The organism is Pseudoalteromonas sp. CO342X, from assembly GCF_004208915.1.
Lineage (GTDB): Bacteria > Pseudomonadota > Gammaproteobacteria > Enterobacterales > Alteromonadaceae > Pseudoalteromonas > Pseudoalteromonas maricaloris.
Genome location: NZ_SGPH01000030.1, coordinates 38535 through 54014 on the forward strand (window position 1 = coordinate 38535; position 15480 = coordinate 54014).

Annotated in this window: 16 protein-coding genes; 4 read left to right on the forward strand and 12 right to left on the reverse strand. The window is 44.4% G+C overall.

All coding sequences use genetic code 11. From position 1 onward, the window contains the following. The first annotated feature begins 9 nt into the window (after window positions 1-9). The gene (locus tag EXT47_RS13610; protein ID WP_039494436.1) at window positions 10-2859 is read left to right on the forward strand and encodes a valine--tRNA ligase; all 2850 of its coding nucleotides are present in this window, start codon (window positions 10-12) and stop codon (window positions 2857-2859) included. Between the two features lie 88 nt (window positions 2860-2947). Here EXT47_RS13610 and rpoS read toward each other — a convergent pair whose 3' ends face one another. The 10 genes from rpoS to EXT47_RS13660 all read right to left on the reverse strand — a co-directional run bounded on the left by rpoS (window position 2948) and on the right by EXT47_RS13660 (window position 10073). Beyond that, on the reverse strand, window positions 2948-3928 hold the full coding sequence (rpoS, locus tag EXT47_RS13615; RefSeq protein ID WP_017217021.1) for an RNA polymerase sigma factor RpoS: 981 nt from the start codon (window positions 3926-3928) through the stop codon (window positions 2948-2950). A gap of 63 nt (window positions 3929-3991) precedes the next feature. Beyond that, window positions 3992-4813 carry a peptidoglycan DD-metalloendopeptidase family protein gene (locus EXT47_RS13620; RefSeq protein WP_130126818.1) on the reverse strand — a complete coding sequence of 274 codons (822 nt, stop codon included), beginning with the start codon at window positions 4811-4813 and terminating at the stop codon, window positions 3992-3994. 125 nt (window positions 4814-4938) lie between these two features. Next, window positions 4939-5577: a protein-L-isoaspartate(D-aspartate) O-methyltransferase gene (locus EXT47_RS13625; RefSeq protein WP_130126819.1), complete on the reverse strand. Its 639-nt coding sequence runs from the start codon at window positions 5575-5577 to the stop codon at window positions 4939-4941. A gap of 9 nt (window positions 5578-5586) precedes the next feature. Then, window positions 5587-6327: a 5'/3'-nucleotidase SurE gene (gene surE / locus EXT47_RS13630; RefSeq protein WP_010377409.1), complete on the reverse strand. Its 741-nt coding sequence runs from the start codon at window positions 6325-6327 to the stop codon at window positions 5587-5589. A gap of 35 nt (window positions 6328-6362) precedes the next feature. Continuing rightward, a complete protein-coding gene (gene truD / locus EXT47_RS13635) occupies window positions 6363-7400 on the reverse strand; it encodes a tRNA pseudouridine(13) synthase TruD (RefSeq protein WP_130126820.1) in 1038 nt (345 codons plus the stop codon). Continuing rightward, window positions 7397-7873 carry a 2-C-methyl-D-erythritol 2,4-cyclodiphosphate synthase gene (gene ispF, locus EXT47_RS13640; RefSeq protein WP_130126821.1) on the reverse strand — a complete coding sequence of 159 codons (477 nt, stop codon included), beginning with the start codon at window positions 7871-7873 and terminating at the stop codon, window positions 7397-7399. Before ispF ends, truD begins: the two co-directional genes overlap by 4 nt. Then, window positions 7866-8564 (reverse strand): 2-C-methyl-D-erythritol 4-phosphate cytidylyltransferase, encoded by a 699-nt coding sequence (gene ispD / locus EXT47_RS13645; RefSeq protein ID WP_130126822.1) that lies wholly within the window; start codon window positions 8562-8564, stop codon window positions 7866-7868. Before ispD ends, ispF begins: the two co-directional genes overlap by 8 nt. Further along, on the reverse strand, window positions 8548-8841 hold the full coding sequence (ftsB, locus tag EXT47_RS13650; protein WP_010377404.1) for a cell division protein FtsB: 294 nt from the start codon (window positions 8839-8841) through the stop codon (window positions 8548-8550). The genes ispD and ftsB overlap by 17 nt, the downstream gene beginning before the upstream one ends. Window positions 8842-8873: 32 nt before the next feature. Then, complete coding sequence (locus tag EXT47_RS13655) at window positions 8874-9518, reverse strand: hypothetical protein (protein WP_205991262.1); 645 nt, start codon at window positions 9516-9518, stop codon at window positions 8874-8876. Window positions 9519-9602: 84 nt separating this feature from the next. Continuing rightward, complete coding sequence (locus tag EXT47_RS13660; RefSeq protein WP_045962078.1) at window positions 9603-10073, reverse strand: DUF2947 domain-containing protein; 471 nt, start codon at window positions 10071-10073, stop codon at window positions 9603-9605. A gap of 84 nt (window positions 10074-10157) precedes the next feature. Here EXT47_RS13660 and EXT47_RS13665 point away from each other — a divergent pair, with 84 nt between their 5' ends. Genes EXT47_RS13665 through EXT47_RS13675 form a run of 3 tightly spaced genes read left to right on the forward strand, consistent with a single transcriptional unit; the run spans window position 10158 to window position 12461 of the window. Further along, a complete protein-coding gene (locus EXT47_RS13665; protein ID WP_130126823.1) occupies window positions 10158-10394 on the forward strand; it encodes a DUF1653 domain-containing protein in 237 nt (78 codons plus the stop codon). 46 nt (window positions 10395-10440) lie between these two features. Continuing rightward, complete coding sequence (locus tag EXT47_RS13670; RefSeq protein WP_130126824.1) at window positions 10441-11274, forward strand: MoxR family ATPase; 834 nt, start codon at window positions 10441-10443, stop codon at window positions 11272-11274. A 2-nt stretch (window positions 11275-11276) separates the two neighbouring features. Next, entirely contained in the window at window positions 11277-12461 is a 1185-nt protein-coding gene (locus EXT47_RS13675; protein ID WP_130126825.1) for a VWA domain-containing protein, read from the forward strand. A 47-nt stretch (window positions 12462-12508) separates the two neighbouring features. Here the strand turns inward: EXT47_RS13675 and EXT47_RS13680 are convergent, their stop codons facing one another. Together EXT47_RS13680 and acs are read right to left on the reverse strand one after the other, a co-directional pair. Then, window positions 12509-13162 (reverse strand): response regulator transcription factor, encoded by a 654-nt coding sequence (locus EXT47_RS13680; protein ID WP_010377395.1) that lies wholly within the window; start codon window positions 13160-13162, stop codon window positions 12509-12511. A gap of 86 nt (window positions 13163-13248) precedes the next feature. Then, window positions 13249-15189 carry an acetate--CoA ligase gene (acs, locus tag EXT47_RS13685; RefSeq protein ID WP_017217030.1) on the reverse strand — a complete coding sequence of 647 codons (1941 nt, stop codon included), beginning with the start codon at window positions 15187-15189 and terminating at the stop codon, window positions 13249-13251. Window positions 15190-15480: the final 291 nt, after the last annotated feature.

The following is a 15480-nucleotide window of genomic DNA, read 5'->3' on the forward strand; positions in this document are numbered from 1 at the left end:
TTCTGTGTAATGGATAAAACCTACAATCCACAAGATATTGAACAGTCTTTGTACCAAGACTGGGAGTCAAATGGCTACTTTAAGCCATCAGGCAATGGTGACGCATACTCGATTATGATCCCACCGCCGAATGTCACAGGTAGTCTACACATGGGCCACGCGTTCCAAGACACTATCATGGACACTTTGATCCGCTATCAGCGTATGAAAGGCAAAAACACGCTATGGCAAGTGGGTACTGACCACGCTGGTATCGCCACTCAGATGGTGGTTGAGCGCAAGCTTGCAGCCGAAGAAGGTAAATCACGCCATGATTTAGGCCGTGACGAATTCATCAATAAAATCTGGGAATGGAAAGAGCAATCAGGTGGCACAATCACCAAACAGTTACGTCGTTTAGGTGCGTCTGTAGATTGGGATAGAGAACGCTTTACGATGGATGACGGCCTGTCTGAAGCGGTAAAAGAAGTATTCGTTCGCCTATATCAAGATGACTTAATCTACCGTGGTAAGCGTCTAGTTAACTGGGATCCTAAATTACACACTGCGATTTCTGATTTAGAAGTTGAGAATAAAGACAAGCAGGGTCATATGTGGAACTTGCGCTATCCACTTGCGGATGGCGTAACCACTAAAGATGGTAAAAACTACATTATCGTAGCAACCACTCGTCCAGAAACCATGCTTGGCGACACTGGCGTTGCAGTAAACCCGGATGATGAACGTTACCAAGACTTAATTGGTAAAGAAATTCTACTTCCTATCGTCAACCGTCGCATTCCTATCGTTGCTGATGAACATGCAGATATGGAAAAAGGCACGGGCTGCGTAAAAATCACGCCAGCACACGACTTTAACGATAACGAAGTTGGTAAGCGCCATGAGCTGCCAATGATCAACGTGTTCAACAAAGACGCGGCAGTTCTGAATACGGGTGAGTGCTTTACTTTTGATGGTAAGCCACTTGAAGCGATGGACGCACCAATTCCAGAGCGTTTCCACGGCCTTGACCGTTTCGATGCGCGTAAGCAAATTGTTGACGAGTTTGAGCAGCTTGGTCTACTTGAGAAAATCGACGATCACAGTCTAACCGTTCCTTACGGCGACCGCTCTGGCGTAGTAATCGAGCCACTACTTACCGATCAGTGGTATGTTCGCGTTGCACCTCTTGCAGAGCCTGCTGTAAAGGCGGTAGAAGATGGCGATATTCAATTTGTACCTAAGCAATACGAGAACATGTACTTCTCTTGGATGCGTGATGTTCAAGACTGGTGTATTTCCCGTCAGCTTTGGTGGGGCCACAGGATCCCAGCATGGTATGACAGCGAAGGTAATGTATATGTTGGTCGTGACGAAGCTGAAGTTCGTCAAAACCATAACCTGGATGCGAGCGTAACGCTGACCCAAGATGAAGACGTACTAGACACTTGGTTCTCTTCTGCACTGTGGACTTTCTCAACGTTAGGTTGGCCTGAAAACACAGAAGATCTAAAGGTATTCCACCCTTCAGATACCTTGGTTACTGGTTTCGACATTATCTTCTTCTGGGTAGCTCGCATGATCATGATGACCATGCATTTCATCAAAGATGAAGATGGTAAACCTCAAGTTCCATTTAAGACCGTTTATGTGACTGGCCTTATTCGCGATGAAAATGGCGATAAGATGTCTAAGTCAAAAGGTAACGTGTTAGATCCACTAGACATGATTGACGGTATCGATCTTGAGAGCCTAGTGACTAAACGTACTGGCAACATGATGCAGCCACAGCTTGCGGCAAAAATCGAGAAGAATACGCGCAAAACATTTGTCGATGGTATTGAAGCACACGGTACTGATGCATTGCGTTTCACTCTTGCAGCAATGGCATCAACGGGGCGTGATATCAACTGGGATATGAACCGTCTTGAAGGGTACCGTAACTTCTGTAACAAGCTTTGGAATGCTAGCCGTTATGTATTGATGAACACAGAAGAACAAGACTGTGGCTTCAACGATAACGAAAAAGTGTATTCTCTTGCGGATCGTTGGATTTTAGGCCAATTCCAAAATACAGTTAAGGTGTTCTCTGAGCACTTGGATAACTATCGCTTTGACCTTGCGGCAAACACTATTTATGAGTTCACATGGAACCAATTCTGTGACTGGTATCTAGAGCTAACTAAGCCAATTCTATTTAAAGGCAATGAAGCACAGCAGCGTGGTACACGCCATACGCTTATCACTGTATTGGAAGGCTTACTACGTTTGATGCACCCACTAATGCCTTATATCACAGAGACAATTTGGCAACGTGTAGCACCAATCGCAGGTGTCGAAGCGAAGACAATTATGCTTGAAGCGTTTCCAGTATTCGACGAAAGCAAAGTTGATGCGCAAGCGATGGCTGATCTTGAGTGGGTGAAGCAGTTTATTATTGCTATCCGTAACATTCGTGGTGAAATGGACATCAGTCCAAGCAAGCCGCTAAACGTGTTACTTACTGGTGCAAGCGAAGATGACAAACGTCGTCTAGAAGAAAACCAAGCTTTCTTAAGCGCTCTGGCAAAACTGGAAACGGTAGATTTGCTTGCAAGCAAAGACGAAGCACCAGCTTGTGCGACTGCATTTATCGGCGACCTTGAAATCATGATCCCAATGGCAGGTCTGATTGATGTAGAAGCAGAGCTTGCGCGTATTGCTAAGCAGCTTGAAAAAGCAGAAAAAGGTCTTGAGCAGGTTGAAAAGAAACTCGCAAACGAAAAGTTTGTAAGTAACGCACCTGAAGCAGTACTTGCTAAAGAGAAAGCAAAATTAGCTGAGTTTAGCGATGCAAAAACTAAGCTACTTGAACAAAAAGCCAAGATAGAAAGCTTGTAATCGCTTTCTATCTTGGCTGGTTTTATACCATTTCAAGAATTAAAAAAGCCGCATATTGCGGCTTTTTTAATGAGTAAATCATACCAATTTACTGTTGCTCAAATAGGCTATCGGTACTTAACCCTTCGTGTTGTAAAATGTCTTTTAAGCGTCTCAACGCCTCAACTTGAATTTGTCTTACCCGCTCTCTCGTTAGCCCGATTTCGCGGCCAACATCCTCAAGCGTAGATGGCTCATAACCAAGCAAACCAAAGCGTCTCGCGAGCACTTCTCGCTGTTTTGGGTTTAACTCTCCAAGCCAATCAACAATGTGTTTGTTAATATCGTTGCTCTGTACTTCGGTTTCTGGACCACCGCCCTTTTCATCCGCGATAATATCGAGCAGTGCTTTGTCATTTTCACCACCGATAGGCGTATCAACCGAAGTGATCCTTTCGTTTAGACGCAGCATCTTACTGACTTCTTCGACGGGTTTGTCGAGACATTCAGCGATTTCTTCTGCGGTAGGTTCATGATCCAGCTTTTGCGTCAATTCACGTGCTGTACGTAGGTAAACATTGAGCTCTTTGACAACATGAATAGGCAAACGAATGGTACGAGTTTGGTTCATGATTGCACGTTCGATAGTTTGACGGATCCACCAAGTTGCATATGTAGAAAATCTAAATCCACGTTCTGGATCAAACTTTTCCACCGCCCGGATCAGGCCTAAGTTACCTTCTTCAATGAGGTCAAGTAATGCCAAACCACGGTTGTTATAACGACGAGCGATTTTAACCACTAATCTCAAGTTACTCTCTATCATCCGTTTACGTGAGGCTTCGCACCCCTTTAACGCTTTACGCGCAAAGTAAACTTCTTCTTCTGCACTGAGCAGTGGGGAAAATCCAATTTCACCTAAATAGAGTTGAGTAGCATCTAAGTTTTTAACCACTTCTTCTTTGGCAAAAACTTCTTCGTCGTCTTCGAGGTCTTCAAGTAATTCGTCTTTCGGTTCGTCAATATTATCATCTTCGAACTTGTCTAACTCTGGAGTAGATTTTGTAGGTAATTTTGCAGTGTGAGCCATAAGTATTCTCCCCAAGCGAATAAAAGTAAGGGTACTCGAACCAATCGATGTACTCGCATTACTTTATGGCAAGTATTTTGCCGGGTTTACAGCTTGACCTTTAAAACGGATCTCAAACCTAAGCGCCGTCTTAGAAGCATCTGTACTACCCATTTCGGCAATTTTTTCCCCAACTTTAACTTTTTGCTGTTCTCTGACTAGTAACTTAGCGTTGTGGGCATACGCACTTAGATAATCATCTGTATGTTTCAGAATGATTAAATTACCATACCCACGCAACGCACTCCCTGCATATACAACTACACCGCCAGCAGCAGCCTTAACTGAAGTACCTGGTTTATTAGAGATCTCCAATCCCTTATAACCATTCTCTTTAACAGAGAAGTGACGAGTCACTTTGCCTTCAGCAGGCCATTTCCATAGTACCTTATTATTATACAAAGCCTTGGTACTACTAGATTTTTGTGTGGCTTGTCTTTGAACATACTCTCGTTGATTTGGCTTATCAAGCTCTTTTTTGGGGCTTTTGTTACTTTTTTGTTTTAAAGACTGAGACTTGTGGTTTACTTTCGTGTATTTTGTGTTCTTTTTGTTTTTATTTTTGGGATATTCTAGACGAATGATCTGATTGGGGTAGATCGTGTACGGAGGCTTAATTTTATTGATTTGCGCGAGCGTTCTTACATCTTTGTTCGCGCTAAATGCAATTGCAAATAAAGTATCGCCTTTTTTTACTTTGTAACTGCTTCCGTTAATATTAATTTTATGTGACGAAGTGGTCTTACCAGAGTATAAAGTTGTTACAGGCGCAGGCGTATGATTCGATGAGCAGGCAACAAGCAGGCCGCTTAAACAAATCGATATGATGACCTGAGACTTGTACATTACTTATATTTTCCAGTGCTACTATCAACGACTATCATATCAATCTAACTTAATTTTGCTTGGTTTTCACATTCTACTGGAAAAAATAGTTATATTTTATGGAGTTGTTTTTTAAAGCTACAAAATTAACCGACTTCGCCAGCGACTAAAGGCACAAAGCGTACAGGTGCGAGGGCGTGACGAATAAACTGCTCCCCTTGTTTAACAAACAAGGTGAGTGTTTGCGCTTCAACCCCGATGGGAATGACCATAGCACCGCCATCTTCTAGTTGCGCCAATAACTCATCTGGTACTGATTGTGCTGCGGCAGTAACAATGATCCCTGCAAAAGGCGCTTTTGAAGCCCAGCCTTTCCAACCGTCTCCATGTTTCATCGTCACATTATATAAATCCAGCAAATGCAGCCTTCTGCGCGCTTGCCATTGCAGTGACTTGATCCGTTCAATGCTAAAGACCTGTTCAAACACTTGCGCGAGTACTGCGGTCTGATAACCTGAGCCCGTCCCCACTTCCAAAATACGCCCTTTAACACCCACTTGTTTTAACACTTCGGTCATTTTTGCAACGATAAAAGGTTGCGATATTGTTTGTCCTTGTCCGATAGGAAGAGCTGTATTTTCATATGACTTATGTTTAAGCACTTCATCGACAAACAAGTGTCTAGGCGTGTTAGCGATGGCACTGAGTACCACTTCATCCTCTACGCCTTGCTGTTTTAGCAGTTCCACTAGCGCATTAGCGCTGCCCTGATAATTACTCAGCACATACGCCTCTTAAGATAACCAGCTCGCCACAGCATCTAAGCTCTCGTAAGCCGTCATATCCACCTTGAGCGGTGTGATAGCGGCATAACCGTTGTTTACAGCGTGAAAATCCGTGCCCTCACCAGCGTCACTTTCATGACCTAAGGTGCCATACCAGTACACACTTCGGCCCCATGGGTCGATTTGTTCGGTCATGGTATCCGCTTTATGACGTGAGCCTAGTCGAGTGACTTTAATCCCTTTTAAGTCACTTAATGGAATATCAGGGACGTTGATATTAATGATTTGGTCTTTTGGTAGCGGATGGTTTGCAAGCTTTTTAATGATCTCTACCGTGACATGTGCTGCAGTTTCATAATGGGCTTCATTTTTAGAGCAAAGAGAAACGGCAATCGCAGGTAAGCCCACATGTCGACCTTCAGTGGCCGCCGCAACAGTGCCGGAGTACAGCGTATCATCGCCAAGGTTAGCGCCATTGTTGATCCCTGCAACGACTAAATCCGGCAATTCATCCATCAGTTTGTTCACTCCAAGGTGAACACAGTCGGTTGGCGTGCCATTCACAGAGATAAAACCATTATCTAGCGTAGTTGCTCTGAGCGGGTTTAATAAGGTTAACGAGTTACTCGCACCGCTACAGTTTCTATCTGGACCAATAACGGTTACGTCTGCGATTTGTGATAACGCTTGATACAAGATAGCAATGCCCTTGGCGTGAACACCATCGTCATTACTCAATAGGATCTTCATATTTCACCTCTTTTTCTTGTTAGACAATGAGTATCTCACTGCTGTATCGACTCTTCATGTTTATTAAACTTTTTACTGGCATCTTTATGATTAACAAGCTCTCTGAGCAGCGCCGTGGCAAAAGTTCCTTTTGGTAAACTGAATTCAAGGGTTAGCGTACTGTCGTCAGCCATACTCACCTTAAGCGCTTCGGGTATTAATCTAAGTGCTCTACGCTCATTTTTCATCCCAAATTCTGCCAATCCTTCGTGCCATTTAGCAAAAGGTGCCAACCATTCACGCTCTTGCGGTAATAAGCCCTTTTCACCTTTACCAACCAATGGCGCCGAAAGCAAAATATCGCCATTCAGTAACCGCTCAATGAGCTCGCAATCAATCTCTGAGTCAAAGAAGGCGTTACTACCGCTCAGTAAAAAGATTTCACGGTGCCAAGTCGTTGCCAAACCATGCTCTGCCACGCGGCGACTAACGACTTCGTTGAACAGGTGAGAACGAGCGGCTGAAAGCACCAGCCCTCTGAGCTTTTTATCGCGGATCTTTTCGCCGTCAAATAACCTATCTGCCATGGCTAAGTTGTGGCCATCATGACCAAAACGTTGCTCTCCAAAATAATTAGGAACCCCTTGGCGTACGGCATTAATACGCGACAGAATATCAAGTGGAGCAGTCACGTTTCTGAGGGTAATGGCAAAGCGATTACCCTTATGACAACCTGTTTTTAACTTTCGATTGTGCCGTATTTGCTGCACCACAAAAATAGAGTCACTATTTAATGCACTAAAATCTATCGACTTTTTAATTGGCACCGGCACGCTAAACCACTGCGTACATACGCCGTGTCTGTCTTTAATTCCTGCATAGCTGACATCTCGCGGTGAAATTTGGGCAAATTCTGCAAGCTTTTTAGCGACAAATGCAGTGTTTTCTCCCTTTTTTATGATCTGCAAGCAAACGTGCTCACCTTCGCCAGTAAAAGGAATATCTAAAATTTCTTCGACTCTAAAGTCTTCTGGTTGTGACTTATAATCGCCGTCAGATAACGGGTTGCCATAAAGATAGTTGAGTGTCTTCATGCTTTTACCAATAGCACCACAGCATGGCTTGAGATCCCTTCCTTACGTCCCTCAAAACCCAGTTTTTCAGTGGTAGTCGCTTTAACATTAACTTGGTCTAGCTGCGCTTCACAGTCCGCAGCAAGGTTAGTGCGCATCGCATCAATGTGTGGTCGCATCTTTGGTGCTTGTGCGACAATCGTGACGTCGATATTGCCTATTTGATAGCCAAGCGTTTTCACTTGTTCCATCACGCGGCGTAATAAAATACGACTATCGATATTTTCAAATTCACTCGCGGTATCAGGAAAGTGCTTACCAATATCTCCCAGCGCAAGCGCTCCCAACAAGGCATCACACAATGCATGAATTGCCACATCACCATCGGAGTGCGCAATAAAGCCCTGTTCGTAAGGAATTTTTTCCCCACAAATCGTCAATGGGCCAGCTCCACCAAACTTATGAACATCAAATCCGTGGCCAATTCTAATCATGCTGTTTACCTTGTTGTTGAATTATAAACTCCGCTAGAGGTAAATCCTCCGGCGTCGTGATCTTAATGTTATCCGTACGCGCGGCAATGAGTTGGACTGGCTGATTTTGTAATTCCATCGCTGATGCTTCATCTGTGATATTTGCACCTTGAGAAAGTCCAAGCTCCAATGCCGCCAATAACTCTTCATACCTAAACATTTGAGGCGTAAAAGCCTGCCATAACGACGCTCTAGGTACGGTTTCCTGTACCAACTCCGTACCGCGTTTGATGGTATCTTTAACCTTGGCAGCCAGTATGCCACCTTGCTGTTGGTTTATACATCGTGAAATCAGCTGATGAATATCGTCCAGCGCAACTAAAGGTCGAGCTGCATCATGAACTAACACCCAGTCAGGGCGACTTGGTGCCAATGCTTTTAGCGCCAATAAAACAGAGTCGGCACGTTCTTGTCCACCTTCGCAGTGGCTAAAACGGCTATCAGGCAGTAACGCCGATGAAAAATATCCATCTTCTTTGGAAACGGCGACCATAAATTGACTGACGCACTCAAGCCCGGCTAGTTTTTCCAGTGTGTGTACTAAAATCGGTTTGCCTAATAGTGGAATATATTGTTTAGGCATCTGCGCCTGCATACGACTGCCAACCCCAGCTGCGGGGATGACGACTGCAAGTTTATCGTTTCTTTTCATGAGGTACTTTCGGTAATACACGGATAAAAGTTTCGCCAGGCTTAATCATGCCGAGCTCATGACGAGCACGCTCCTCAACCCCTTCAAGGCCGAGTTTTAAATCGTCGATATCCGCTTTTAATAATTTATTTCGTTTACTGAGGTTGGCATTGGTTTCTTGGTGCGATTTAACCACGGATTTTATCCGAGTGTAGTCCTCCACGCCATTGTGGCCGAACCAAAGTCTGTACTGAATAAATAGCGCTAAAACCAACAGCGCTAACTGAAAAAATCGCATTGCTTAATCCAAACTTCTGTTTTTTGAGTCGATTAGGATAGTTGACTCATTTTTGTTTTTTGTACTTGTGGCCAATTAATTGAACTGGCAAGTAACATTTCTCTTAGCGTCAGCCTTCGTGGTACTACCGCTTTGCCAAAATACCAAGTATGGCCACAACAAGCCGCTGTCATTAACGCTTTCGTCGGTTTTAGCAATTGTACACGCGCTTCGTCGCTTGCTTGTAAGCTATTACCATTAACACTAAACCAGCCAAATTGGTTGCAGTGCAATTTGTCAGCCTCATTCACTTGGTCGACACTGTCGAGCCTTACGGTTGTCCCCGTCGAGTCTGCATATAGCACGGGAACCACCAGCCCCACTTTCACCTTAGTGGTAAAAAATGCTGCGTTGGCAGCGTCATCACATTTAGGCTGTGATTTTTGCTTTGCTAACCAACATCCATTGAAACTATCTAGCTCAAGCGGGACATCACCATGAATAATATGTGTGGCCGCGCGCTCAACATAATACGGCAGGCTGTTTAACAAACGCTGAAGGCGAGTATGATCTGAGAGTTCAGCAAGTTTCGGCAACTCTCTGGCATAAAATACGTTTACAAGCTCGGCAAATACAAGGCGAGATGCTTCGTCATACCAGATTGTATTTTGCTGTTGCTCCAAAACGCCTCCCGTCAATGCAATCTACTTTAGTAGACCGGTATACATCCTTTATACACTAGCCATGTTTCAAATCAAAGCAAACTGCTCTGCTGTACTTGCTTACGGCTTGGTTCCTAATTTTGCTTGCCCCTCAGCCATAAATTGTACTACCGAACTGCGTTTTTTTCCTATTAAGAAACTACCGTCAGTCAAAAACATAAAGTTCTGCCAACATCGCTTAAACACGTCAAAACGGGTCTCGATCACATCATCTCGAGAAAGACAAAAATACACAGTGGTATTGGCTTGCCAATCAAGAAATTGCTCGATAGTTTCAGGAAACGCTTCTCCTGCTTCCCACGGCTGCTCCCAATTGAGGGTTTCTTGCCATGAGTCCGCTTTACCAACCCAATCTGTTTTATCAAAGAAATCAGGGTGATCTTTTTCGTTGCTTACCATAGTGCTCCAAAGCACCGCAGCGCGCGCCGCTGACATCGGTTTTATCAATGCCAGGTCGGATTCTTCGATTGGAAGATCTTTATGTTTGAAAACCCAAGCTTTCTTATAATCGTCCAGCGCAATATAATTCATCTTTAAACACCTTCAGTCTTAATGGCACGGATTATAACATTTCAGTCCGTCACGTACGGCTTTTATTTTTTGGAGCTTGAATTAGTGGATATCACACCTGGAATTTACCGCCACTACAAAGGAAAATTATATCGAGTGCACGCCTTGGCAACGCACAGTGAAACGCAAGAGAAACAAGTGGTTTATCAAACCCTATATGGAGATATGAGCTTTTGGGTTCGACCGCTTGAAATGTTTTTAGAAGACGTTATGGTCGAAGGCGAAGCGATGCCCCGCTTCACCTTAATCGAAACCGAAGCGGGGTTGGCAGCGAAAAGCTGATTGTGGCAAGATAAGTCTATCTCATCTGACCACAAGAAGTTGAACTATGTTTAAAGGTACTGATCAATATATTGCTACCTCTGCTCTACAACAGGCCGTGAATGCGGCCATCGTTTTAGAAAAACCACTCCTCATTAAAGGTGAACCAGGCACAGGCAAGACCTTACTCGCCGAAGAACTGGCAAGAAGTTTAGATACCGAACTAATCCAATGGCATATAAAGTCAACAACCAAAGCCCAGCAAGGCCTGTACGAATACGATGCGGTCTCGCGTTTACGCGATAGTCAACTTGGCGATCCTCGCGTTAATGACGTTGGCAATTACATCATCAAAGGTAAGCTGTGGCAGGCCTTTACCGCCACAAAACGCCCCGTTCTGCTGATTGATGAAATCGACAAAGCCGATATTGAGTTTCCCAATGATCTACTGTTAGAACTCGATAAAATGGAGTTTCACGTTTACGAAACTAACGAGCAAATAAAGGCAAAGGTGCGCCCCATCGTTATTATCACTTCAAACAATGAAAAAGAGCTGCCAGATGCCTTTTTACGCCGCTGCTTTTTCCACTACATCGACTTTCCGAGCAAAGAAGAGATGCAGCAGATTGTAGACGTGCATTTTCCACATATTAAAGCGAATTTAGTCCAACGGGCACTCGAAAGCTTTTTCCAATTACGCGACACACCAAACCTAAAGAAAAAGCCAAGCACGAGTGAATTACTCGACTGGCTAAAACTATTATTAGCGGAAGATATTTCCCCTGAGGCGTTGCATGACAAATCTAACCAAGGTGGCCTAATGCCGTTATTTGGTGCGCTACTTAAAAACGAGCAAGATGTTTCTTTGGTTGAGAAGCTCGCCTTTATGAGCCGCCGCTGATCATGCTCATCGATTTTGTACTCACCCTTAGACGTTACGGTATCAAAGCGAGCCTGCGCGAATTACTAGACTGTTTAGAGGCGCTGGATAAAGAAGTTTGCTTTGCCGATCTGGACGGCTTTTACTTTTTGGCAAAAACCATCTTCGTGAAAGATGAAACCTTGTTTGATAAATTCGACCGTGCGTTTGCTGATTATTTTGAGGGGATAGAATCAATAGACCTCTTCTCACAACTTCAACAGCAGCAATTACCAGAGGATTGGTTGCGTAAAGAGTTTGAGAAGTCGTTGTCTGAAGAAGAAAAAGCCAAACTTAACGCCATGGGTGGACTCGATAAGCTCCTTGAAACGTTAAAAGCACGCTTAGCAGAGCAACAAAAACGTCACGCAGGTGGTAATAAATGGGTTGGTACAGGTGGCACTTCGCCTTTTGGCGCTTACGGCTATAATCCTGAAGGGATCCGTATTGGCCAAGATGGAAACCGTCATCGCCGAGCAGTAAAGGTCTGGGATAAAAGGCAATACCGTAATCTCGATAGCAATACTGACATCAGCAGCCGCAATATTAAGCTTGCACTCAAGCAATTGCGTAAATTTGCGCGCAGTGGAGCAAGCGATCAGCTCGATCTTAATGAAACCATTTGCGCTACCGCAAGACAAGGCGGCATGCTGGATGTGAAAATGGCTCCTGAGCGACATAACTCAGTGAAGGTATTGATGCTGTTTGATATTGGCGGCTCTATGGATGACCATATCCAGCTTTGTGAACAACTCTTTAGTGCCGCACACAGTGAATTTAAGCACCTTGAATTTTTTTACTTTCATAATTGTGTGTACGAACATGTTTGGCACGATAATGACCGTCGTGACAGCGAGTTGCTTGATACTTATCAGCTAATTAACCGTTACGGCTCAGACTATCGACTAATATTTGTTGGTGACGCGACAATGGGCCCCTATGAAATCACCTATCCCGGCGGTAGTGTAGAGCATTGGAATCAAGAAGCAGGAGCTACTTGGCTGAATCGTTTAACCAATCACTTTAGTAAGGTGGCTTGGCTTAACCCTCAGCCGCAAAGCTATTGGTCTTATTACCATTCGATAGAGCTAATAAATCAATTAATGCAAGACAGAATGTATCCGCTAACAATAGAGGGACTAAGTCAGGCGTTTAGAGAGTTAAGCTAAAGCAGTGCTGCTTGCAAGGTAAGCACCTTGCAAGCAATGATGCGAAGTTAGTCATTCGCTTCGATAGGTTCTAGTTGTAGTTTTGAAGCGATCAATACGGCTTGAGTACGGTTATAGACACCCAACTTTCTGAAGATAGCGGTGATATGTGCTTTCACCGTTGCCTCTGAAATATTTAGCTCGTAGGCAATTTGCTTATTCAGTAAACCTTCGTGTAAATATTGCAGCACTTTATATTGCTGCGGCGTGAGCGAGGCCACTTGTTGGGCAAGCTCTTTGTCTTCCCCTTCCAGTTCAGCCACTTTGTCTTTCATGCCTTCAGGCAACCACGTGTCACCTTCAAGCACTTGCTCTATGGCTTCGGTAATTTGTTCTACTGACGCCGCTTTTGGGATAAAACCCATCGCGCCGTATCCCATCACTTTAGAAATGATAGAAAGGTCTTCGCTTCCCGAAACCACAACAACTGGAAGACTTGGGTGATCCTCACGGATCCGAATTAGTCCATATAAATCACCATTGCCCGGCATATGTAAATCGAGCAGGAGTAGGTCTAGTTCTTCTTGTTGTTGTAAGACCGAGAGCGTAGTGTCAAAGTTTTCAGATTCGAATACCTCTAATCCTTCAAACTGCGCTTTTAGAGCCCCCTTAAGCGCCTCTCGAAATAGAGGATGATCATCCGCGATTAAAAACTGATACATGCTATGCTCCTAAAAAATCGGCTGTTATCGTAAAGATAACAGCCGTTATAGTATGTTTATATTAGGTCGCAATTCAAGTTATTCAGTTAACGATTCAATCTATTCTCGATTAATTCATCAACCACACTTGGATCGGCAAGTGTAGAAGTATCTCCTAACTGTTGATACTCGTTGGCCGCAATCTTACGCAAAATACGGCGCATGATTTTACCAGAACGGGTTTTAGGTAAACCTGGAGACCATTGGATCATGTCAGGGGTTGCAATTGGGCTTAGCTCTTTACGCACCCAATTTCTCACCTCTTTAGTTAACTCGTCAGATACCGTTACCCCTTCATTTGGCGTGATATAGACATAGATCCCTTGGCCTTTAATATCGTGTGGATAGCCTACCACAGCCGCTTCGGCAACCGCTTCGTGAGCGACTAACGCACTTTCGATTTCAGCAGTACCGAGGCGGTGACCTGAAACGTTAAGTACATCATCCACGCGACCGGTGATCCAGTAGTAACCGTCTTCATCACGGCGACAACCATCGCCCGTAAAATAAACGCCCGGATAAGCCGAGAAGTACGTTTGTTCAAAGCGCTCATGGTCGCCATAAACCGTACGGGCTTGTGAAGGCCAACTATCCAAAATCACCAGATTACCTTCGGTCGCGCCTGTCAGCGTATTGCCTTCCGCGTCAAACAGTGCAGGAGCAATACCAAAGAATGGACGGGTCGCAGAACCCGGCTTAAGTGCAGTAGCCCCAGGTAGTGGCGTGATCATGATGCCGCCCGTTTCGGTTTGCCACCAAGTATCTACGATAGGACAGTCACTATTACCAATTTGCTCATAATACCAAGACCAAGCCTCTGGATTAATTGGCTCACCCACCGAACCCAAAATACGTAAACTATCACGCTTGGAACTTGCTGTCGGCTCGTCACCTTTTGCCATCAGAGCACGGATCGCGGTAGGCGCAGTATAAAGGATAGTAACGCCATGTTTATCAACGATTTCACCCATGCGACCAGACGTTGGATAAGTTGGCACGCCTTCGAATACAACTTGAGTACAACCATTTACTAGCGGACCATAAGCAATATAACTGTGACCCGTGATCCAGCCCACATCCGCGCTACACCAGTAAATATCATCTTCTTGAAGGTCGAATACATACTCATGGGTCATTGATGCATACACTAGGTATCCACCCGTAGTATGCACTACCCCTTTCGGCTGACCGGTAGAGCCCGAGGTATAAAGAATAAAGAGCGGATCTTCCGCATTCATCATTTCAGGTTCACATTCGGCAGGTTTATCAGCAACTAATTCATGCCACCAGACATCGTGAGCATTCCATTCAACATCGCCTCCTGTTAATTGGTGTACAACCACATGCTCGATAGTGGTGACGCCAGCTTGCGCTACCGCTTCATCAACATTTGCCTTAAGCGGCACACAATTACCACCGCGACGACCTTCATCTGAGGTGATGACAACTTTGGCGCCAGAATCTTTAATGCGATCTGCAATCGCTGAAGGTGAAAAGCCCCCAAACACAACGGAATGGATAGCACCGATTCTTGCACAGGCCTGCATGGCATAAATTGCTTGTGGAGTCATCGGCATGTAGATAGCGACGCGGTCACCCTTTGCAACTCCTAGGCTCTTGAGGCCATTGGCAAGCTTTGCGACTTCATCATGTAGTTGTTGGTAGGTAATATTTTCTGTTTGTTCTGGGTTATCACCTTCCCAAATCAATGCAACCTTATCGGCGCGCTTTTCAAGGTGTCTATCGATACAGTTGTAAGAGGCATTTAGTACGCCGTCTTCATACCATTTAATATTGATATGGCCTTTGTCGAATGAGGTATTTTTAACTTTACTGTAGGGTTTGAACCAATCTAAACGTTGACCGTGCTCTTTCCAAAACTCTGCGGGGTCATCAACCGACTTTTGATATAGTTCTTGATATTGCTCGTCGTTGATTAATGCTGCGTTCTTGATTTTTTCAGGAACTGGATAAATGCTCTGTGACATAGTCATCTCCATTATATTTAGAGGTCTAGGTCTGCTAGACACGCTTTTCCTAAGGATCACCCAGCCTTGGGTGTTTAAGTATTAGACCTTAGTTGTAGAACACCTGTAAACGTAAAAGTTTCATACAACTTACCGGTTGTACCTAATTTAATACAAACGTTATGATCGCCTTATCTTCTACTCATTTACCGTATGCCACCTTAGTCTAATAGACCAATAGGTAATTGAGTAAAAACCAACCTTAAACAACAGTTAGTGATGATTAATATGAATATCGGCTGCTGCCAACTG